This is a genomic window from Geminisphaera colitermitum TAV2, from assembly GCF_000171235.2.
GTDB lineage: Bacteria > Verrucomicrobiota > Verrucomicrobiia > Opitutales > Opitutaceae > Geminisphaera > Geminisphaera colitermitum.
This window is the reverse complement of record NZ_ABEA03000041.1, coordinates 202,475-222,832: the sequence shown is the minus strand read 5'-3', so window position 1 is coordinate 222,832 and position 20,358 is coordinate 202,475. Positions and strand designations below refer to the sequence as shown.

20 protein-coding genes are annotated in these 20,358 nt (G+C 59.9%); 5 read left to right on the top strand and 15 right to left on the bottom strand.

What is annotated here, in order from left to right; translation table 11 throughout:
• Positions 1-54 precede the first annotated feature (54 nt).
• On the bottom strand, positions 55-816 hold the full coding sequence (locus OBACDRAFT_RS05530) for an RIO2 family protein (RefSeq protein WP_052361243.1): 762 nt from the start codon (positions 814-816) through the stop codon (positions 55-57).
• A 385-nt stretch (positions 817-1,201) separates the two neighbouring features.
• On the opposite strand from OBACDRAFT_RS05530, the gene OBACDRAFT_RS05525 reads away from it, so the two are divergent.
• Positions 1,202-2,857, top strand: a complete 1,656-nt coding sequence (locus OBACDRAFT_RS05525) for an MFS transporter (RefSeq protein ID WP_081721828.1) — start codon at positions 1,202-1,204, stop codon at positions 2,855-2,857.
• Between the two features lie 239 nt (positions 2,858-3,096).
• Positions 3,097-3,420 (top strand): hypothetical protein, encoded by a 324-nt coding sequence (locus OBACDRAFT_RS05520; protein ID WP_232766688.1) that lies wholly within the window; start codon positions 3,097-3,099, stop codon positions 3,418-3,420.
• Between the two features lie 66 nt (positions 3,421-3,486).
• Here the strand turns inward: OBACDRAFT_RS05520 and OBACDRAFT_RS05515 are convergent, their stop codons facing one another.
• From OBACDRAFT_RS05515 to rpmI, 14 genes are all read right to left on the bottom strand, one after another.
• A complete protein-coding gene (locus OBACDRAFT_RS05515; protein WP_232766686.1) occupies positions 3,487-4,122 on the bottom strand; it encodes a hypothetical protein in 636 nt (211 codons plus the stop codon).
• Between the two features lie 216 nt (positions 4,123-4,338).
• Positions 4,339-5,811: a restriction endonuclease subunit S domain-containing protein gene (locus tag OBACDRAFT_RS27930; RefSeq protein WP_157836925.1), complete on the bottom strand. Its 1,473-nt coding sequence runs from the start codon at positions 5,809-5,811 to the stop codon at positions 4,339-4,341.
• Entirely contained in the window at positions 5,790-7,745 is a 1,956-nt protein-coding gene (locus OBACDRAFT_RS05500) for a type I restriction-modification system subunit M (RefSeq protein WP_043583417.1), read from the bottom strand. Before OBACDRAFT_RS05500 ends, OBACDRAFT_RS27930 begins: the two co-directional genes overlap by 22 nt.
• 136 nt (positions 7,746-7,881) lie before the next feature.
• The gene (gene gatB / locus OBACDRAFT_RS05495; protein ID WP_043583415.1) at positions 7,882-9,354 is read right to left on the bottom strand and encodes an Asp-tRNA(Asn)/Glu-tRNA(Gln) amidotransferase subunit GatB; all 1,473 of its coding nucleotides are present in this window, start codon (positions 9,352-9,354) and stop codon (positions 7,882-7,884) included.
• A 199-nt stretch (positions 9,355-9,553) separates the two neighbouring features.
• On the bottom strand, positions 9,554-11,032 hold the full coding sequence (gene gatA / locus OBACDRAFT_RS05490; RefSeq protein ID WP_043583414.1) for an Asp-tRNA(Asn)/Glu-tRNA(Gln) amidotransferase subunit GatA: 1,479 nt from the start codon (positions 11,030-11,032) through the stop codon (positions 9,554-9,556).
• A 255-nt stretch (positions 11,033-11,287) separates the two neighbouring features.
• Positions 11,288-11,551: an Asp-tRNA(Asn)/Glu-tRNA(Gln) amidotransferase subunit GatC gene (gene gatC / locus OBACDRAFT_RS05485; RefSeq protein ID WP_232766676.1), complete on the bottom strand. Its 264-nt coding sequence runs from the start codon at positions 11,549-11,551 to the stop codon at positions 11,288-11,290.
• A 65-nt stretch (positions 11,552-11,616) separates the two neighbouring features.
• Positions 11,617-12,804, bottom strand: coding sequence for a DNA methyltransferase (locus OBACDRAFT_RS05480; RefSeq protein ID WP_052361239.1), 1,188 nt, complete (start codon positions 12,802-12,804; stop codon positions 11,617-11,619).
• A gap of 80 nt (positions 12,805-12,884) precedes the next feature.
• Positions 12,885-13,163: a phenylalanine--tRNA ligase subunit beta-related protein gene (locus OBACDRAFT_RS29395; protein ID WP_232766700.1), complete on the bottom strand. Its 279-nt coding sequence runs from the start codon at positions 13,161-13,163 to the stop codon at positions 12,885-12,887.
• Positions 13,126-15,564: a phenylalanine--tRNA ligase subunit beta gene (gene pheT / locus OBACDRAFT_RS29390; RefSeq protein WP_232766674.1), complete on the bottom strand. Its 2,439-nt coding sequence runs from the start codon at positions 15,562-15,564 to the stop codon at positions 13,126-13,128. Before pheT ends, OBACDRAFT_RS29395 begins: the two co-directional genes overlap by 38 nt.
• Before the next feature lie 57 nt (positions 15,565-15,621).
• Positions 15,622-16,026, bottom strand: coding sequence for a GxxExxY protein (locus tag OBACDRAFT_RS05470; RefSeq protein ID WP_043583412.1), 405 nt, complete (start codon positions 16,024-16,026; stop codon positions 15,622-15,624).
• 67 nt (positions 16,027-16,093) lie between these two features.
• Positions 16,094-17,134, bottom strand: coding sequence for a phenylalanine--tRNA ligase subunit alpha (gene pheS / locus OBACDRAFT_RS05465; protein ID WP_043583410.1), 1,041 nt, complete (start codon positions 17,132-17,134; stop codon positions 16,094-16,096).
• A gap of 86 nt (positions 17,135-17,220) precedes the next feature.
• Positions 17,221-17,619 carry a GxxExxY protein gene (locus OBACDRAFT_RS05460; protein WP_052361236.1) on the bottom strand — a complete coding sequence of 133 codons (399 nt, stop codon included), beginning with the start codon at positions 17,617-17,619 and terminating at the stop codon, positions 17,221-17,223.
• 142 nt (positions 17,620-17,761) lie between these two features.
• Positions 17,762-18,145 (bottom strand): 50S ribosomal protein L20, encoded by a 384-nt coding sequence (rplT, locus tag OBACDRAFT_RS05455; protein WP_043583408.1) that lies wholly within the window; start codon positions 18,143-18,145, stop codon positions 17,762-17,764.
• A 102-nt stretch (positions 18,146-18,247) separates the two neighbouring features.
• Positions 18,248-18,442 (bottom strand): 50S ribosomal protein L35, encoded by a 195-nt coding sequence (gene rpmI, locus OBACDRAFT_RS05450; protein WP_043583556.1) that lies wholly within the window; start codon positions 18,440-18,442, stop codon positions 18,248-18,250.
• Between the two features lie 183 nt (positions 18,443-18,625).
• Between rpmI and OBACDRAFT_RS05445 the strand changes: the two genes are divergently transcribed.
• The 3 genes from OBACDRAFT_RS05445 (at position 18,626) to OBACDRAFT_RS05435 (ending at position 20,320) form a co-directional block, all read left to right on the top strand.
• The gene (locus tag OBACDRAFT_RS05445) at positions 18,626-19,378 is read left to right on the top strand and encodes a 50S ribosomal protein L25 (protein WP_043583407.1); all 753 of its coding nucleotides are present in this window, start codon (positions 18,626-18,628) and stop codon (positions 19,376-19,378) included.
• A gap of 67 nt (positions 19,379-19,445) precedes the next feature.
• A complete protein-coding gene (gene pth, locus OBACDRAFT_RS05440) occupies positions 19,446-20,027 on the top strand; it encodes an aminoacyl-tRNA hydrolase (protein WP_043583405.1) in 582 nt (193 codons plus the stop codon).
• Complete coding sequence (locus OBACDRAFT_RS05435) at positions 20,024-20,320, top strand: 30S ribosomal protein S6 (protein ID WP_043583403.1); 297 nt, start codon at positions 20,024-20,026, stop codon at positions 20,318-20,320. Before pth ends, OBACDRAFT_RS05435 begins: the two co-directional genes overlap by 4 nt.
• The last annotated feature ends 38 nt before the right edge of the window (positions 20,321-20,358 follow it).

Genomic DNA, 20,358 nt, shown 5'->3' with positions numbered 1-20,358 from the left:
GAGAGTGTGAAGGTTGCCGGTCTGGTCAAAAGGGCAAACGCATGATCACAAAATCTATCGGAAGTTATGAGGCGGCGGAGCGGGGGGGGGGGGAGGGGTGGGTTTGCGGGCGAATTTCTTTTTCAGCCAGCGTTTGAATTTGCTGAGTGGATAGCCGCGCAGAATCCAGAGTTTTCTTATGCGATTGGCGCGCCGCAGGAAGGCTTCGCGTTCGGGGTCGAGGGGGTCGGTGCCGCGTCGCGCCCAGCTTTTGTAGATGCCGGAGCGGTCGGCGTTGCAAAGGACGCGGCGCAACCATTTGGGCGTCCAGCGGGGAAGGCGAAAGGCGGACTGAAAATCGATGAGGTGGGGATGTCCGTCGTCGCTGCACAGGATGTTGCCCAGGTTGCGCAGGTCGAGGTGCACCATGCCGCGCGCGTGCATGGCTTCCACAATGGTTTCCATTTCCAGAAAAAATGTCTTGGGCACGCTGTTCTTGGGCAGGCTGGCCAGAGAGGTGCCTTGGACGTAGGGGTAGATGACGGTGAGGGGGGAGAGGCGGTGGACTTCCGACGCGATGCCGGGGAGGCCCTGAAGGTGGGAGAGGGCGCGGTATTCTTGTTTGATGAAAAAACGGGCGAAGGTGAGGCGCATCCACCACGGGGAGTGGTGAAAGTCCTTGATGATCCAGTCAACGGCAGCGGCGGAGTCGCGGTAGCGGTAAACGACGGCGTTGCCAAAGCGCCCGCGTTTGAGGGCGACGAGGGCGGCGGGGGCGAAGGTGCGTCCGTCAAAGTAGGCGGCCAGCAGGTCTAGAATGTGAGTGCTGTGGGCCATGGGCGAAGATGGATAGTGGCAGGATCCGCGGGCATGCAGGTGGTCTGGTCTGATTAAATGGCGTGCTGGAAAATGGTGTGCGAGAAATTCAGGTTTGGCAGGGGGCGTCGATGGCAAAGCACTGGCGGTGTGACAAGGGGGGGGAATGGCAGGGCGGACGGATGATGTCTTCTCATCTGCACAAAACATGAGGCAGGATCAGTTTTGTGCTAAGGGAGGGGATTTTGGTTTTTGATTCACCCCGGGTTTCCTGTCCTTGATTCGGGAGCCTCAGGGCATGGGTTGGCGGCCGGGTCAGGTTGCCTCACCTTTGACGTTTCTTTCCGCAACACCCGACACCCTTTTTTCCCAAGACTATCACAACTCGTCCACTCCCCGTCATTCCATGAGCAACCCGTCCAATCCCCCCCCCCCCCCCCCCGCCGCCAACTCCACGCCCGCCTCTGCCGCCGCGCCTAGGCCGGGCAGTGAGGCGTCCTACATTCACGTGGATCCGGCCACGGGGAAAAAAAGTTGGACGGTGGGCACGCTGACTTACACGACCAGCGGCATCATCGTGCTTTTTCTATGGCTGCTGTGGGGGGATTTTTCGTGGTCGATGCGCGACCGCTCGGTGGGGACGATGGCGCAGTGGTATCTCACGCAGATGAATGTGTCGCAGTGGACGTTCGCGTTGCTGACGGCTTCGTTTCCGGCCGCGCTCCACTTCATTCTTGGTCCTATCATCAGCATGAAGTCCGACCGGCATCGTGGCAAATATGGGCGACGTATTCCTTTTTTGCTGGTCACAACGCCCTTCGCGGCTGTCGGCATGTTGGGGCTGGCGGCGACGCCGATTATTGCGCGCTGGCTCCACGCCGTGCTTGCCAAGGAGCATGTTTTCGGCGGCTGGCTCCACGGCTTGCTCGATGGCTCGGTGCCTGGCGCGTGGCTCATCGGACACCTCCAGGACCCGATTTCGGTTTCGATTGCCTGCTTCGGCGTTTTTTGGGCGGCTTTTGAGTTTGCAACCATCATCGGTGGCTCGGTCTTCGGCGGCCTTATCAACGATGTAGTTCCAAAACCACTACTCGGACGTTTTTACGGGCTGTTCCGTGCGATCAGCCTGATTGATGGCATCATTTTCAATTTCTGGCTCGTGGGCATGTTGGACAAGGACAAGGGGACGGGGACGTTTTTTTACTTTTCGCTGCTCCTGTCCGTGATCGGCGTCTTTTACGGCGTGGCCTTCATGTGGGTCTGTTACAAGGTGAAGGAGGGCAACTATCCCCCCCCCCCCCCCGTGCCGCCGCGCAAGATCAGGAATCCGATTGGAAATTGGTGCGTCAATTTTGCGCGCAATGTCTGGACGTATTGCCGTGAGTGTTACTTTAGCCGCTACTATTTTACCTTTTTCCTGTTCACGATGATGGCGGGTCTGTGTTTCAACCCGATCAATGTGTTCGCGATCCGTTATCGGGAATCGCTTGGGATTGATATGACGCGATACGGTCACGCATTGGCGCTCACGTATACGTGTTCGTTGTGTTTGTCGTGGTTTCTGGGTTGGATGGCGGATCGGTTTCACCCGCTGCGCATGGGCATGTGTTTCCTTTTTCTTTACGCTGTCGCCATGGCGTGGGGCGCTTGTTACGCGGACACTCCGAGCACATTCCTGACGGCGTGGGTATTTCACGGCATCATCAGCGGCTGTTACTTCACGAGCGCAGCGTCGCTCGGGATGAAGCTTTTGCCGCATCAGCGTTATGCGCAGTTTGCCTCGGCGGGCGGGCTGCTTGGCTCGATCGGCGGCATGGCGTTCGCGCCGGCAATGGGAATGATTATTGACGGCAACAATCGCGTGGGGGCGTTCGTCGCCGACATTTTTGAGCGCATCCCGTTCACGCGCGACTGGGGCATCACGGCCGGCGTGCAAAACTACCGGCTCACTTTTGTCACCGCCTGCATCCTTGCGCTAATCGCGCTCGCGTCGTCGTGGCTTCTATACCGCCAGTTCATGCGGCTGGGTGGCCCGCGCGACTACGTGGCACCGGAGAAGTGAGCGCACGGCGCGGCGGGGGGCGTGGTGCGGGGATGTGCGGGGGGCAAATGGTTGCGCGGTGTTAACGGCGGATGTTGCGCAGGAGGATCTCGAATGACGGCGGTGTGCCGTCGGCCAGCGTGGTTTTGGCGAGCGTGCGCATACTGCCGTCGGAGCGGCGGACCGTGCCGACAGTGGGGACGATAATGGCGGCAAGTATCCCAATTATCGCTACAACCGCATTATTGACGGGGTTCGAGATGAATCGTGACGAGTTTTACCGGTGGTTCGACCAGACCGGGCCGGACGCGATCATCGGCATGAGTCGTGATGTGTTACTCGACTGGCTTGGCTGTCGCGGCATCGCGGTGCCGACGCAGGTGAGCTACGCGTGCCTGGATGTGCTTAATGGCGGGGCGCGCCCAATGGCGGGCATCCGGCAGTCGTGGGGGGAGATTTTTTCGACGGCAGTGGAATTGCTGGCAGGCCAGCTTTCGCGCAACGAGACCGGATTGCCCGCCGTGCCCAAGGTGACGTTGATCGACGGTGTGTGGTGCGATGGTCCAACCGTGGCCGGAAAATGAATACGGAGTGAAGGCGCGCCGCGCCGGTTCGTGGTGGACGTTGCGTGGGCGCCGGTCAGAGGAATTTTACGGCATAATGATCGTGACGCTTTGCGGCGGGAAACTCATGGGGAAGCCGTCATCCAGATTTATTGTCGTTGTGGCAACGGGCACGGGGAAGCCGTCTGCATCCACCCTGGCGGCTTGTCTGGCGTAGGTGTAAACGGCGGTCTGTTGCGCGGTGACGCCGGGAACTCGCACGCGGATGCGCGAGTGTTTTTCGCCATTGTTCACAATCAGGATGGACCACGCGTTGTTGTCGGCGTTTGGCGCTTTGGTGGCGTCAGGTAGTTTGGCTGCAAGTATCCGTAGGTTGGCATAAACGGGAGGTGAATATACTTTCTGAAATTTACTGCCCGCTGGAAACGCACCGGTTAAGAGTGACCAAGTGTAAAACCACGGGCGCAGCTTCATGCCGTCCGCCTTCGAAGTCCACATGCCCCAGTTGAAACCATGGTGTGAATTGTCGTCGAGCATCCAGGCTAGCACGCTCCATGTGCCGACCTCGATCGACTGGATGGCGTATTCGGCCATGAATACACCATAGGCCCATGGATTCTCGCGGTCCCAGGCATTGTTGGCCGCGCCGGTCTTGGTTTCCTTCGTCGGTCCCCACTTCCACATGCCGGCTTCGCTGATGATAAGCGGTTTTGTCGGGATCACCCTGTCGGACCTGACGCCATGCTTCCTTGTAAAGATCTTTTAGTCCGCCTTGGCGCATGTCCTCCAAAACGATGTAGGTGTGAAATTGATACGCGCCGATATCTGTGGATGACTGCTTTTGCAGGGGAGGGAGCCAGGATTTTTGATCAAACGTGGACAGCAATGGCGAAAAACAGTGAAGCGGTTTCATCCCCATCGATTTTGGATTGGGCATCTTCAAACTTCAAATTCGGCAATGGAGCCGGAGAGAAACTTTTCAATCAGCAAGCTGGCGTCGTCGGCCAGTTTGCGTTCCAGCACGTCGGCCCGCGCGCGCTCGGCGGCGGATTCCTCAGCCAGGTCGGCGATGGCGTTTTCCTCACGGGAGGGGAGACGGACGATTTCGAGCAAAAGTAAATCGGCAGCGTCGATATGCGGAATACTTGAGCCATAGGCGAGAGACTTGACGAGCGGGCGACCAAGCAGCGGATGCGAAAGCGCGACGAACAGATAGCCGGCTCGCATTTTTGATTCTTTATTGGGGGCAATACGGAGCAAGTCATCGGAAACCGCTCGGTTTTCGTGCGCGACAGTCGCAAAGGCGACGTTGCCGTTAATGCCATAGGTCTGGCCTGAACGCGCCATCAAAAGCCAACCGGCCTTCACTCGTCCATTGAAGGCGTCACCAAAATCGCCGTCGGCAATGCGTTTGTTGTGGTCTGGATTGGTTTCAAAAACAGCGGAGCTGTCCACTAACTCAATTCCGTCCTCGGCTGGAATGCGTTTGAAACGGCTTGGCAACCAAACGTCGAAACCTGCGCGAGCTACGGTAAAAAGTCCCTTTCCGTTTTTCGCCAAATGGCGGCGGATGGTGGCGACGCCGGGGTTATGAGGAGTGGCTTCAAGACGGCGACGATCACCGAAGAGAAGGGACGCCCGAATGTCGAAACCAGCTTCGCCCCAGTCCTTCACTTTTAATGGGCCGAGTGTCTGCTCAAACCGTTCTTCCGCTTCGAGTGTGAGGCGATGGGCACGGTTGCGGGAGTCGAGAATGGCTTGCGTGCGTTTTTGGAAATCGGCGGCAATGCCCTTGCGCACGACGGGCACGGGCAGGGCGTTGAGGTGCTCGCATTCGAGATGCTTGATGATATGGCCGTATTGCGCGCCGGTCATCATCGCCCGTGCCTGCGGCGAGCGAAGATAGGCGTAAAGCCATCCCCATTGCTCCGGTTCCCGCGCTTCGACGCGAAGGAGGTCATCAGAACAAAGAATTTCTTTTATCGTATCAGTCGTCAAAGTTGATCGCCCGACATTACCCGAACGGGTAACAAGAATCGTTCCTTCTGATATAAAAAGAGACCGAGCATTATTAATCCTGTCGACCGCCAGCCATTTTCGAGGCACTGGGCGAATATCAAAAACCTGTGTTGCAGCAAGGAAGGGTGTTCCCTTCTCTGACGACACTAGAATTCCCTTTGTGCGTCCTGGCATTGTCACTCGGGCAAGTTGTTCAAATTTTTTCCAGCCCACGGCACGCTCCCGCAACGCGACGGCGAGGCCGTAACCGCTGGACAGCCACGTTTCTCCTTCCATGCGGCGGTCGCCTTGCCAAAGAAGATGCGCGGGGACCGCCGTCCACTTAGGCGCGATTTCGGGCAGCGGATCGGGCGCGGGGGGAGGCGGGGCGACTAGTCTTGCTCGGATAGCCATTGGCGGAATTGGTGCGCGATTTGTTGAGTGTTGTCATCCACTTCTTTCATCTGCACGCGCTGGGATTTATAGACCGGGATGCCATTTTCATATTCCAGCACGGAGCGAACGAGCTCCCGGACGAGTTCGCTGCCGTCCTTGTTGCGAACGTAGGTTTTGTTGCCGCGTTTATCGTGTCCGATGTGATTGGCGACGGCCATGAAGACGCAGTAGTCGTTGAGCTTTCCCGCCGCCTGCTCAATGGCGACAAGTTGCTGGTCTTTGCGCTCCAGCACGAGAACACTGGTCTGGATGCTGACAAGCGGTTGGAAGGTGTCGGGATGAAGGTCGATGCTGGCAAGAATTCTGGCATGGCGGAGAATCCATTCACGCACATAGCCGAGGCCGGGCGAGCCGAGAATACCATCGGGCAGGACAATTGCACAACGTCCGCCGGAGCGGAGAAATTTCACGCAGCGTTCGATGAAAAGGATTTCCGGAGGCTGGGATTTCACGGTGCCCGCCTGCATCATCCAGCGGTCGGAGGTCTTGTCGTAACTCCAAGCGTGGCCAAGGTCGTATTGTTCAAGAATGGCGGGATCGGTGATGGGAATTTTCGAGCCGAAGGGGGGATTGGTAAAGAGGAGGTCCACCTTGCCCATAAGGTTGCGAGCGCGGAGATCGGACGACCAGACGGCGGGATTTTCGAGGGAATTGGCCTGAAAGAGCCCGCCCGCGCCATCATTGTTCATCACCATGTTCATCTTGGAGGCTTTTACGAGTTCGGGGTTAAAATCGATGCCAGCGATAAATTTGGAGGCGAATTTCTGAATGCGGGCGCGGATAGGCTCAAGAGCGCGTTCGGGTTTGCCCTTCCACTTCTTTACCTCTGCGTCACGGATTTTTTCGATGACGTGGTTCATCGCCGTGATGAGGAATCCACCCGTGCCGCAGCAGGGGTCAAGGATGAGCTGGTGCTCGCCGGGATCAAGCATGGCAATGGCCATTTGGCAGATGTTGCGCGGGGTGAAAAATTCGCCGCGGTCACCTCGGAGATTGGAGCCGACGATTTCCTCATAGGCGCGGCCCTTCACATCCACGTCGCTTTCCAGCAGGGAATACATCTGGAGTTGGGAGACAAGATAGGCGAGGACACGCGGCTCCAAGCCGATGCCTTCGGCCGGGCTGAAGATGGCACCATAGTCGCTTTTGACTTCCGTCCACAGAGTCTCAATGCGCTCCTTGACCTTGAGGTGACCATTCACGCTCTGGCGTTCAGTGGCTCCGGCATAGAACTGCACTTCCTCGTTGTGGCGTTCATCATGGATTTTGCAGAAGATGAGTTTGAGCAGTTCCCAGAATGCCTGGGGTTTTTGCAGCCCTTGGTTGCCGGCGATGTAGTTGTGGCAACGGCGGAAGGCGAAGAGCAGGGCGTCGCTGGTGGCAGGCTTGAGCTGGTCGAAGAGCGGACGCTCGGCATCCTCTTCGTCGCGGCCAAACGTGGGCAGATCGGGAATCTCGGCGACGGTGCGTTCGCCTTTTCTCACGACGACACGGTAGCAGATGCGTTCCAGTCCATTCGTCCACATGCCAAATTTTGCGTTGGGGCAGGCGGCGAGGTAGCTTTCGAGTTGGGCCACACCATCCTTTTTGTCGGCGGGCTTCACATCCTGCCGTTTGCACTCGACGATCATGAGCGCGTTTTCCTGTGAGTGCCCACTTCCCGATGGGAATATCACGAGGTCGGCGCGTTTCGAGGAGCTGCCGAGCTTCACCTTGAATTCGACCGCAATATCCTGTTTGCCGTAGCCGTATTCGCGCACAAGCGACTTGGCGATTTCCTGCCGGACGTATTCCTCGGGAGTTTCGTCGCGCTGAGTGATGCCGTCGATGAAGTCGAGTAGCTTGCCCTGTGCGATGATGATGGCGGTTGGCGAGGCTTGAGACGATGACATGGGCGATGCTGCGCGAAATGGTTTATGATCTGGTTGTTAGTTCCCGAGTAATTGAGAAAACAAAGTGAGGTTGATGTGCATGGTTAAGGGCGAGAGCGAGAGTTTTTTGGTATAGGATATATGCAGGGGGCGAGGCTTAGCCGGAGGCCAGCAGGCGGCGGAGGGTTTTGTCCACTTCGGCGGGGTTGGCTTTGCCGCGGCTGGCTTTCATCACGGGGCCTTTGAGGCCGTTGATGGCGCTTTCTTTGCCAGCTCGGAATTCGGTCGCGGCCTTCTCGTTGGCGGCGATGGCGTCGCGGCACCATTGTTCAAGCTCGCCTGTGTCGGTAGGAACGGACTTCAGGCCGCGGCGGTCGGCGATGGTTTCGGGGGAGTCGCCGGTGGCGAACATTTCGGCAAAAACTTCCTTCGCGGTGTTGTTCGTGAGAAGGCCGTCGGCAATCAGGCGGACGAGGGCGACGAGGTTGGCCGGGGGGATTTTCGCGGCGGCTTCGTCAAAGGTGGCGTGCGTTGCGCCGAGTTCGCGGAGGAGGTCGTTGGTGATCCAGTTGCCGAGGGGTTGGGCGAGCGTGGCGGCGGCGGGGCCGGCGAGTTTTATGGCGGTGTCGTAGTAGTCGGCGAGGGGTTTGTCCCAGATGAGGACGGAGGTGATGGTGTAGGGGAGTTTGTAGTCGGCCATGAGGCGGCGCTGGCGGTCGAAGGGGCGTTCGGGAAGCGTGGCAGCGATGGATGATTTCCAGGTTTCATCGACGCGGACGGGCATGAGGTCGGGGTCGGGAAAATAACGGTAGTCGTGCGCGTCTTCCTTGGTGCGGAGGGATTGCGAGGCGCCGGTGAGGCCGTCGTAGTCACGGGTTTCCTGCACGACCTGGCCACCGGATTGGACGAGGGCGATCTGGCGTTTGATTTCGTGGGCAATGCCGTCGCGGACGTAGGAGATGGAGTTGAGGTTCTTCATCTCAACTTTGGTGCCGAGTGTGGTGCAGCCTACGGGTCGGATGGAGACGTTGGCGTCGCAGCGCATCTGGCCTTTTTCCATGTCGCAGTCGGAGACGCCGCCCTGGACCATGATGGCGCGGAGGGAGGTGAGGAAGGCGTAGGCTTCGTCGGCAGTGTGTAGTGCCGGTTCGGTGACAAGCTCCATGAGGGGGGTGCCGGCGCGGTTGTAATCGACAAGGGAGCCGGTGGCGTGGTGGTTGAGTTTGCCGACGTCTTCTTCGAGGTGGATGTGATTGAGGGGGATTTTTTTGTGTTCGCCCTGAATGTTGCGCGCGGGGCCGGGGAGTTCGATTTCGACTTCGCCGCCGAGGCAGATGGGGTGGGCTTGCTGGGTGAGCTGGTAGTTTTTGGGGGAGTCGGGATAGAAGTAGTTTTTGCGGTCCCAGCGGCATTCGTCAGCAATGCGGCAGCCTACGAGGAGACCGGCTTTGATGATTTGATCGATGGCGGCCTTGTTGAGGACAGGTAGCGCACCGGGCAGGGCGAGAACAACGGGGTCGGTAAGGGTGTTGGGTTCGTGTCCGTAGCCTGCAGGGGCGCGGGTGAACATTTTGGTCTGGGTCTTGAGCTGGATGTGGACCTCTAGTCCGATGACGGCTTCGTAGTTCATGGAGGAAGTAGTGAGTGGTGAGTGTTTTTCTGAAAGTTACACAGAGGGCACAGAGGAGGCACAGAGGTTGGGGGGGGCCGTCCGGCGAAAGGGGAGGTTCATTGGCGAGGTGTTTTTTTTGTTTTTGGAAACATTGATTTGTCGGAGTCGTTTGGGCCTCCCAAAACTCTGTGTTTTCTCCGTGTCCTCTGTGTAATTTTCAGAGATTTGGGCGGCGGGTGGACCAGTCGTGCGCCGCGTCGTAGTCGTGGGCGATGGTGAAGAGGTCGGTTTCTTTGAGGGGTTGGCCGAGGAGTTGCAGGCCAATGGGGAGGCCGGCTTTGCTGAATCCGCAGGGGATGCTGATGCCGGGGATGCCTGCGAGGTTGGCTCCGATAGTGTAGATGTCGGAGAGATACATGGCCATGAGGTTTTCGGAGCGTTCGCCTTTGCGGAAGGCGGGGGTGGGGCTCGTAGGGGTGACAATGGCATCGACTTGCTCGAAGGCTTTTTGGAAGTCCTGGCGGATCAGCGTGCGGACTTTTTGCGCGCGCAGGTAATAGGCGTCGTAAAAGCCGCTGCTGAGGACGTAGGTGCCGAGGATGACGCGGCGTTTGACCTCGGGGCCAAATCCCTCGGCGCGGGTTTTGCTGTAAATGTCAACGGCGTCGGTGGCGTTGGGCGAGCGGTAGCCGTAGCGGATGCCGTCGAGTCGGGCGAGGTTGGAGGAGCACTCGGCGGTGGAAATGATGTAATAAACGCTGAGGCAGTGTTCGGTGTGGGGCAGGGATACGTCGCGGATTTCGTAGCCGAGTTTTTTGTAGTGCGCGATGGCTTGTTCGACGGCGGCGCCGACTTCGGGGTCGAGGCCGTCACCGAAATATTCCTTGGGAATGCCCAGGCGACGGGGGGGGGGGGGGGGGACGGCGTGGAAATTGTGTTTGGCGTGGAGGGCGGCGCGGTAATCGGGGATGGCGACCTGGCAGGAGGTGGAGTCGTGCGGGTCGTGTCCGGCGATGGTTTGCAGGAGGATGGCGGCGTCTTCGACGGTGCGGGCAAAGGGGCCGATCTGATCGAGTGAACTGGCAAAGGCGGCGAGGCCGTAGCGGGAAACGAGGCCGTAGGTGGGTTTCATGCCGACGACGTTGCAGAGGGCGGCGGGCTGGCGGATGGAACCGCCGGTGTCGGAACCGAGCGTGGCAATGGCCTCGCCAGCGGCGACGGCGGCGGCGCTGCCTCCTGAGGAGCCGCCGGGGACGCAGTCGAGGTTGTAGGGGTTGCTGGTGGTCTTGAAGGCGGAGTTCTCCGTGGACGAGCCCATGGCGAGTTCGTCGAGGTTGAGGCGGCCCCAGATGACGGCTCCGGCGTGGCGAAGTTTTTGGATGACGGTGGCGTCGTAGGGGGAGATGTAGTTGGCGAGGATTTTGCTCGATGCGGTGAGGGGTTGGTCTTTGACGGCAATGACGTCTTTGATGGCGATGGGGATGCCGTCGAGGGGGCCGCGGGCGTGGCCGGAGGCGCGGCGGGCGTCGGAGGCGGCGGCTTGCGCGAGGGCGTCGGAGGGGTCGGTGGAGTTGAAGGCGTTGACTTTGGGTTCAACTGCGTTGGTGCGGTCGATCACGGCCTGGGTGAGTTCGACGGAGGAGATTTGCTTCGCGGCAAGGGCGGCGGAGAGTGCGGTGATGGTTTTGAAAATCATAAGGGTTGAAAATCGGAAGTGTTACACAGAGGACACAGAGGAGGCACAGAGGTTGGGGAGGTCTGTCTTGCTGAATGAGGCTTTTTTTCGCGAATGAATGTTTCTGTGAATCATTTACTTAAGTTAAATAGTTTTTACTAACGGAAGAAGACGCGAAGTCGTGTAGGCCTCCCCAAACTTTGTGTTTTCTCTGTGTTCTCTGTGTAATGATTTGGGAAAAGCACGGGGATTATTCCACGACTTTGGGGACGGAGATCATGTTGTCGCGTTGGGCGGGGGCGTTGCGGAGGGCTTCGGGGGGGGGAGGGTGGGGCCGGGTTCGTCGGCTTGCCAGACGTTGTAAATGGGGAAGCCGTGCGCAGTGGGTTCTACGTGCGTGACGTCAATTTGTTTGAGTTTGTCGATGTGCTTGAGGACGTCGCCGAGTTGGGCAGCAAAGGTGGTTTTTTCTTCGGGGGTGAGGTCGATGCGGGCTAGGCGGGCGACGTGTTCTATGTTGAGATCGGTGGCTGTTGGCATGGCAGTAGTGTGATTGTGGTATCGTTGAGGGGGGGGGGAGGGAGGGCGATTTTTTTTTGTGAAGATCAGGCGGGTTTTTGGAGGAGGACGATGCGGTTGGTGTTGGTGCCGGCAGTGTTGTTTTTAATGCCCCAGATGTTGGCGGTTTTGGTGAAGGTTTGGGTGTTGATGAGGATTTTTTCGCAGCGGAATCCGGCGGCGGCGGCGGCGGGGACGACGGTTTCTTCGAGGCGGATTTTGCCTTTGCGGATTTCGCCGACTTCAAAGGCAACGTGGCCGCCGGGACGTGTGACGCGGTGGAGTTCAACAAATACGTCGCGAATGAAATCGGCCCAGATGTGGAGGGTGCGGGTCATGGTGATGCGGGGGGTGATGGCCGCAGTGTCGATGTGGTTGAACCAGCAGCGGAGCCAGTTGTCGTCGTCGTATTGTACGATGTCGAGAAAGGGGGGGGAGGTGATGGTGAGGGCAACGCTGGCGTCGGGGAGGACAGGGGTGTGGGTCGCGGGGGTTTCGGAATAGAGGGCGTGGGGGGCAGCGGAGCGGAGGGCAGTGGTTTGCGCAGGGGTGAGGTCGGAGAGGAGTTGGCGGGTTTTTTTGGCGATGAGTTTTTTGACGTCGCGGTAGGGGGGGACTTGTTTGCGTTTTTGGTTGATGAGGATTTGGCGTTTGGCGCTGGTGGCTTGGTTGGGGGGGAGGGTGTAAACGGAGAAGAAGCCGGGGGAGTGGCCGGTGAGGCGGTTGGTGGCTACCATGCGGAGCCAGCGGTCAATGGGGTCTTCGGTGTGAGTGGTGCGGCGTTGGTGGAGGTAGTGGCGGAGGGCGCAGATTTCTTTCAGGGTCCGCGCTTCGTAAAACATGCTGAGGTCGGGTTCGGGTGTGGCTCCGGGGGGGGGGAGGGGAGGGGAGTTGAGATCGAGTGAGTCGAGGCGGGCTTGGATGGCGTCGGGGTCGGGGAGTTCGAGGCGGGGTTGGGTGAGGATGCGGGCGAGGGGGTTGATGTCGTTGGTGGCTACGCGGCGTCCGTGGAGCGCGGCTTCAATGGCGGTGGTGCCGCGTCCGGCAAAGGGGTCGTAAACGGTGTCGCCGGGTTGTGTGTATTTGGAAATAAAATACGCAGGGAGCTGGGGTTTGAAGCAGGCGCGGTAGGAGATTTCGTGAATGGAGGAGGCTTGGCGTTGGCGGGAGGTCCAGAGTTCGCCTGTCTCAATGGGGATGAGCGGGAAATCGGTCTGGACGGCGGGTGTGGTCATGGGTCAGCGGGTAGTAGCGAGTAGTGAGTAGCGGGTAGCGAGTAGGTTTTCAGTAGCGGCTACTCGCTACTCTCCATCCGCTACTTTCGGATTTGCCAGGCGGGGGTTTTGGCAATCTCGGCTTGGAGTTGGTTGAAGGCGGCGTTGACTTCGTCGTCGGTGAGGGTGCGGTCGGGTGCCCGGAAGGTGAGGGAGAGGGCGAGGCTTTTTTTGCCTTCGGGTAGGTTTTTTCCCGCGGAGCCGATGTATTGGTCGAAGACGTTGACGGTTTCGATGGCGAAGGTTTTGCCGACGATTTTGGCAGCAGTGGTTTTGAGTTTGTCAGCGATTTCGCCCGCCGGTGTCGCAACATCTACGATGAGGGCGAGGTCGCGGGTGGTGGGGGGAAATACGCTGAAGGGTTGGAAGCGGACGCGTTTGGCGTCGGTGGCAAAGACTTGGCGGGTGAGGAGGAGTTCGCCGGCAATAATGGTGTGGTTTTTGATGTCTCGGGCGCGGGCGGTCTTGGCGTCGATGAGGCCGCAGGTGAGTTCGACTTGGCGGGCGCGGTCCGTGGTCTGCGCGGAGTGGTTGCGTTGCCAGAGCGCAGCGGGCGGGGGGGGGGGGGGGGGGGGAGGATTTCGCTGTGGTCGCAGGGGCGTCGGTGATGAGGTGGAATTGGAGGCGGGGGCCTTGGACGTTGGCGAGCGTGGCGAGGTCGAGGGCGATTTTTTTCGCGTGATAGAAGTCGGCTGGGTCGCGTTTGAGCCAGGTGCGTATGGTGGGTTCGGCCAGGATGACGAAGGATATGGCGGTGAGTTCGCGGAGGGCGCCGTCGGGCGCGGGGCGGAAGACGCGTCCGATTTCAAAGAGGCGGCGGGGGGCGTTGTGCGCTGCGAGGTTGAGGGCGAGGGCGTCGAGGAGGCCGGGGATGAGGGAGGGGCGGATGTGACCGAGTTCGCTGGTGAGGGGGTTGGCTAGGGCGAGGGCGTCGGCAGTGGGTTGTCCGTAGTGGGCGGCAATGTCGCGTCCGTCGCAGAGGGTGTAGTGGACGCATTCGGCAAAACCTTGGCCGGTGAGGTGCGCGGTGGCGCGTCGGGTGTAGGTGGCGAGGGGGTCGTCGTTTTCGATGTCGCCGGGCGCGGGGGCAGGGATGGGGGCGGAGGGGATGGTAGTGGTGCCGTGAATACGAACGAATTCTTCAACGAGGTCGATGGGGCGGTCGATGTCGGAGCGGTAGCTGGGGACAGTGACGCGCCATGTCGTGGAGGGGGGGGGGGGGGGGGGGACGGGGCTTCGCCCCGAACGTCCAACATCCAACATCGAACATCCAACATCGAAGTGGGGCGCTGTCGCGCCAGTGGGAGGGAGGTGTGGCGGGAGGGCGGGCGGGACGCCCGCGCCACTTTGCGGGCGGGACGTCTGCGCCACTTCGTCAACGGTGAAGCCGAGGCGGCGGTAGGTGTTGGCAATGGTGTTGGCGTCGATTTCGAAGCCGCAGCGGGCGCGGACGTAGTTGGCGGTGAGTTCGATGGTGCGGTCTGTGCGCGGTGGTGCGCCGACAATGACGCGGGGGCCGACGAGGGTGCCGCCTGCGTGTTCGAGTATGAGGGCGGTGGCGCGGCGGGCAGCAAGGAGGACGGCGGCGGGGTCGGCGTCGCGGGTGTAGCGTTGGGCGCTGTCGGTCGGGAGGGCGAGGCGGCGGCTGGTTTTGCGGATGGGACCGGGGCGGAACCAGGCGGCTTCGAGGACGATGTTGGTGGTGGCGGGGGTGACGCCGCTGTTTTCTCCGCCCATGATGCCGCCGATAGCCATGGCTTTGGCGGCGTCGGCAATGACGCAGTCGGTGGTATCGAGTTCTACGATACGGCCTTGGTCGAGGAGGGTGATTTTTTCGCCGGGGGCGGCGGGGCGGATGTTTATCTGGTGTCCGCCGATGTTGGCGGCGTCGAAGGCGTGGAGGGGTTGGCCGGTTTCGAGCATGACCCAGTTGGTGATGTCCACGATGTTGTTGATGGGGCGCAGTCCAACGGCTTCGAGGTCGCGGGCTAGCCAGTCGGGCGAGGGGGCGACGCGGACGTTGCGGATGGCGGTGGCGGTGTAGTAGGGGCAGGTGTCGATGGTGGTCGTTACAGTGGTGAGGAGGTCAGCGGCGTCGGCGGAGGGGGCAGGCGCAGAGGGGGGGGGGGGGGGGAGGTCGGGGAGGCGGAGGGGGCGTTGGAACCAGGCTGCGAGGTCGCGGGCTACGCCGATGTGGCCGAGGCAGTCGCTGCGGTTGGCGGTGATGCTGAGGTCGAGGACGGTGTCGGGGGCGGGGAAGTGGTCGTTGATGGAGGTGCCGAGGGGGAGCTTGCGCGAGGTGAGGATGAGGAGTCCTTCGTGGTTCTGGCCGAGGCCGAGTTCGCGGGCGGAGCACATCATGCCTTGGGATTCGATGTCGCGGAGTTTGCTGATTTTGATTTCGAAGTTGCCGGGGAGGATGGCTCCGGGGAGGGCGACGGGAACGATGTCGTTGGCGACGAAATTTTTTGCGCCGCAGACGATTTGGTGCGGGCCGGTGGGGGCTCCGGTGTCAACGCGGCAGACTGAGAGTTTGTCGGCTTTGGGGTGTTTTTCGTAGGAGAGGATTTTGCCGATGACGACGTTTTTGAGGGGTTGGAGTCCGGCAGTGGTGACGTCTTCGACTTCGAGACCGAGCATGGGGAGCGCGTCAGTGATTTGCGCGAGGGTGAGGTCGGTGAGGTCAATGTAGCGGGAGAGCCAGGAGAGTGAGATTTTCATGAGTGGAAGTTTTGCACAGAAGTTAACGAAGATAACGAAGGTCGGAGGGAAGGCGGGCTAGAGGAGGTTGGCACCGGGGAGAATGAGGCGGTGCATGTCGTCTTTCAGGATGGTGGTGTTGTAGTTGAAAAGAATGCCGAGGGGGATGTTGAGGAGTTTCATGTAACTCATGAGTTGTGCCTTGTGGATGGGGAGGATTTTTTCGACGCACTTGCCCTCAAGGAGGAGGCATTCATCAACAAGGATGTCGAAGCGAAGATTGTCCTCAAAAGTGAAATCTTTATAGGTGATGCGGACGGAACCTTGGTTGCGCACCGGCAATTTTCGCAGGGAGAGTTCGTGAACCAGACAACGCTCGTAAATGGACTCGATGAGGCCGGGACCTTTGTCGCGATGAACCTCAATTGCCGCGCCAATGACAGTGTTGGAAATGGCGTCAGCCTTTTGGCAAAGCGGGTGCATGGTGTCTCGCGGTTTGGAGCTTCGTTCCCTTCGTTATCTTCTGTGCAAGATTTCTGTCCGGATTTTTTTAGGCGAATTGGCGGAGGAAGCGGAGGTCGTTGGCGTAGAAATGGCGGATGTCGTCGATGCCGTGGATCAGCATCGCAATGCGTTCGATGCCCATGCCGAAGGCGAGGCCGGTCCATTGGGCGGGGTCGATGTCCACGTTGGTGAAGACTTTGGGGTCAACGAGGCCGCAGCCCATGATTTCCAGCCAGCGGTCACTGAGGCGTCCGAGGTTGGGGGCTTTGATATCCATTTCAAAGCTGGGTTCGGTGAAGGGGAAGAAGCTGGGACGAAGGCGGGTTTGGGCAGTGGTGCCGAAGATTTCACGGACGAAGCTGTCGAGGATGCTTTTGAGGTCGCGGATGGTGACGTTGCGGTCAACCCAGAGGCCTTCGACTTGGTGGAAGTTGGCAGAGTGGGTGGCGTCAACGGTGTCGCGGCGGAAGCAGCGTCCGGGGGCAATGATGCGGATGGGGGGCTTGCGGGCGAGCATGGTCCTTATTTGCACGGAGCTAGTGTGGGTGCGCAGGACGTAGGCTTCGTCGGCTTTTTTGCTGGCGTCGGCGGCGCGGGTCGCGGGGGGGAAAAAGAGGGTGTCCTGCATGTCGCGGGCAGGGTGGTCGTCGGGGGTGTTGAGGGCGTCGAAGCAGAACCATTCGCTTTCGAGTTCGGGGCCTTCGGCGATGACGAAGCCGAGTTTGCGGAAGGTGGCGGCAATGAGGTCGCGGGCTTGGGTGAGGGGGTGGCGGAGTCCTTCGTTGTCGTCGGGGGGGGGGGGGGGGGGGTCCATGGGGGGGCCGAGTTGGGCGTCGAGTTCGGCGGTTTCGATGCGGGCAAGGGCGGCGTCGAGCGCAGCGGCGAGGGTGGTTTTGGCTTCGTTGATGAGTTTGCCGACGAGGGGTTTTTGGTCTTTGGGGAGCGCGCCCATTTGCTTCATGCAGGCGGTGAGGGCTCCGTTGGGGCCAACGTAGCGGGCCTTGGCGGCTTCAAACTCAGGGCGCGTTTTCAGCGCAGGGAGTTCGGCGCGGGCTTGGTCGAGAAGGGTGGCGAGTGTTTGTTGCATGTGCTTTTTGAGAAGGCGTTTTTTTTAGACAGAATTAACCGAATTTTCGGAATTAAACGGAATTTTCTGAGGACGGGATGAGGTGATTATTGGTGAGGGTGTTTGCGGTATTTTTTCTTAAACTCCAAGCTGTCGCCGCCGAAATTGAGGAGCAGACCTTCGTCAATGCGCGTGGCTGTCAGGTAGTTGACGAGTTGGACTTCATGGGCCGGGTTTAGTTTTGAAACTGCCTTGTTTTCAACGATTAGGGTTTTATCGACGATCATGTCTGCGTCGAAGGTGCCGATCACGATGGCATCGTAGAAAACATTAAGTCGCACTTCAGTTTCGACATGGAATCCGTTTTTACGGAGTTCGTGGGCGAGGGCGTTTTGATAGACCGATTCCAGAAAGCCTGCGCCGAGGGTGGAATGAACTTTCATGGCGCATCCGATGACTCGCCCAGCAAGGTCGTAGGGCGTTGGATTGTCGTTTTCCTGGTTCATTCCGTGAATTCCGAAAATTTTGTTAATTCTGTCTAAAAACAAAAAAGAGGACGGCACCTCGAACTTGGTCGAGGCCCGTCCTCCGTGAAAGGTGAACTGGAGGCGAGCCGCTCTGTGCGCAGGGGCTCGCGTTTGGGAGAGTTTAGGCTTTCGCAGCAGCGGCGGCCTTGGTCTTCAACGCGTCCTGGGCTTTTTTGACCAGGCCGTTAAAGGCAACTTCATCGCGGATGGCCAAGTCGGACAGAACCTTGCGGTCGAGTTCGATGTTGGCGGCCTTGAGGCCTTCAATGAAGCGGCTGTAGCTGATACCGGCGGCGCGGGTGGCGGCGTTGAGACGCACGATCCAGAGACCGCGGAATTCGCCCTTCTTTTTCTTGCGGTCGCGGTAGGCGTATTGCCACGCGTGATGGACAGCGTCCTTGGCGTAGCGGAAGAGCTTCGACTTGCTGGCGTAGTAGCCCTTCGCGTTGTTGAGCATCCGCTTGCGCCTGCGGCGGGAAGCGGGGGAGTTTGTTGCACGAGCCATGTTGGTTTATTCCTTTATGTTATGTCTCCGGCGGGTCGGTTCGTTGGTGCGGTCACCCGCCTGGAGAAGTTTTGGTTATTGCAGTGCGGCTTCTTTTGTCGGTTAGAGGCCGAACGGCAGACAGCGCTTCAGCGGCGCGGCGTGGCCTTCGGCAACGAGCTTGTCCTGCGAGGCACGGCGTTTCTGCTTGGTGCTCTTCGAGGCAAGCAAGTGACGGAAGCCGGGCGTGCGACGGACAAGCTTGCCCTTGGCGGTCAGCTTGAAGCGCTTGGCGACGGACTTTTTGGTCTTTTGCATGAGAAGAATGGACGAAAACAGGGAGCACACACCGGCTTGGCAAGGTTTGTTTTTAAAAATTTGGCAGTCGCTTCGAGAAACGCGCAAAAGATTTGGTTGCCAAGCCCGGTCCGGCCCGGTTCCATCCAACCTTTTTCCACTACGCCTGCCTCCAATCACGGAGAGACAGGGGGAACGAAAACCATGAGCACTACACAACATATCCTCAACGTTGCGCCCCGCGCGCAGACCGGCCGCTCGGCATCCCGCCGGGTCCGCAAGGCCAACCAGATCCCTGCGATCCTCTACGGAAAGCATACCAAGCCCGAAACGCTCGCCGTTGACGCGCCCGAATTCGCCAAGCTCCTCAAAGCCGTGGCCGGACGCTCCCTCATCATTGAGCTCCATCGCAAGGACAAGGCGACCGACAATAAAGCCCTTTCCTTCCTTCAGGAAGTCCAGCGCGACCCCATCACCGACCGCTTCCTCCACGTCGATCTCCAAGAAGTGAAGGCCGACGAAAAGATGGACATCAACGTCCCCGTCTCCCTCGTGGGCGAGTCGTTCGGCGTCAAGAACCAGAACGGCGTGCTCGATATCAACGCCCACACCCTGCGCATCCGCTGCTTGCCCAAGGATCTGCCGCCCCACATCGAAGTGGACGTCACCGAACTCAAGGCCGGCGAATCCATCAAAGTCGGCTCCATCAAGGCCCCCGCCGGCGTCGAACTGCGTGACCTCCCCGGCCACCCGATCGTCTCCTGCCAGATCGTCGAGGAAGAAGCCGTCGCCACGCCTGCCGCCGGTGCTGCCGCGCCCGCCGCTGGTGCCGCCGCGCCCGCCGCTGGTGCTGCTGCGCCCGCCGCCGGTGCCAAGCCCGCTGCCGCCGCCGCACCTGCCGCTGGTGCCAAGCCCGCCGCTGCTCCCGCTGCCGCGAAGCCCGCCGCCAAGAAATAAACAAAATCCCGCCGCGACGCGACCGGTGCTCAACCACCAGTCGCCCCGCGACGATGTTCTTTGAATCATGTCCATCACGCTCGTCGCCGGTCTGGGAAACCCAGGCCGGGAATACGAATACACCCGCCACAACATCGGGTGGATCGTCGTCGAAGCGCTCGCCCGCCAACTCGGCCTCTCGTGGGAGACGCGCCGCTCGGCCGCGGCGGATGTTGCCCGCTGGGACCCCGCGCCCGGCCAGACCATCCTCCTCGCCAAGCCGCTCACCTACATGAACGACAGCGGTCGCGCCGTGCAGGCGCTCACGGGATTTTACAAAATCCCCGCCAGCGCCGTCATCGCCGTGTATGACGACCTCACGATCGACCTCGGTCTGATCAAGGTCAGCATCACCGGCAGCGCCGGGGGCCACAACGGAGTGGCCAGCCTGATCCAGTGTCTCGGCGGCGGCTTCATCCGCTACCGCCTCGGCATCGGACCCAAGCAACCCCGCGAGATCGACCTGCGCGACTACGTCCTGGGCAGATTCACACCTGAACAATACACCCTCCTCGAACAAAATTTAGAACGCTACGTCTCCGGCCTCCGGCTCCTCATCAACGACGGACCCGACAAGGCCATGAACCTCTTAAACCGCAGAGCCACATGAGCACCACAAACCGCAACTACCGCGCGACCTTCATCATCGATAACAGCGGCAAGGAAGACACCATCGAGCAAATCCTCGAAGGCGTCAAAAACGACATCACCGCCGTCGAGGCCCAAGTCACCGCCGTCGAAGACGTCGGACGCAAGGACTTCGTCCGCGTGACCAATCCCAAACGCGTGGCCGGGCACTACGTCCACGTCACCTTCAGCGGCCCCGCCAGCGCCCCCGCCGCGCTCAAGGAACGCCTCCGTCTCAACCACAGCGTTTATCGCACTTTTGTAGAATCCATCTAAACCAGACGCGCTTTCGTTCGCGAACGCCGTCCCCGCAC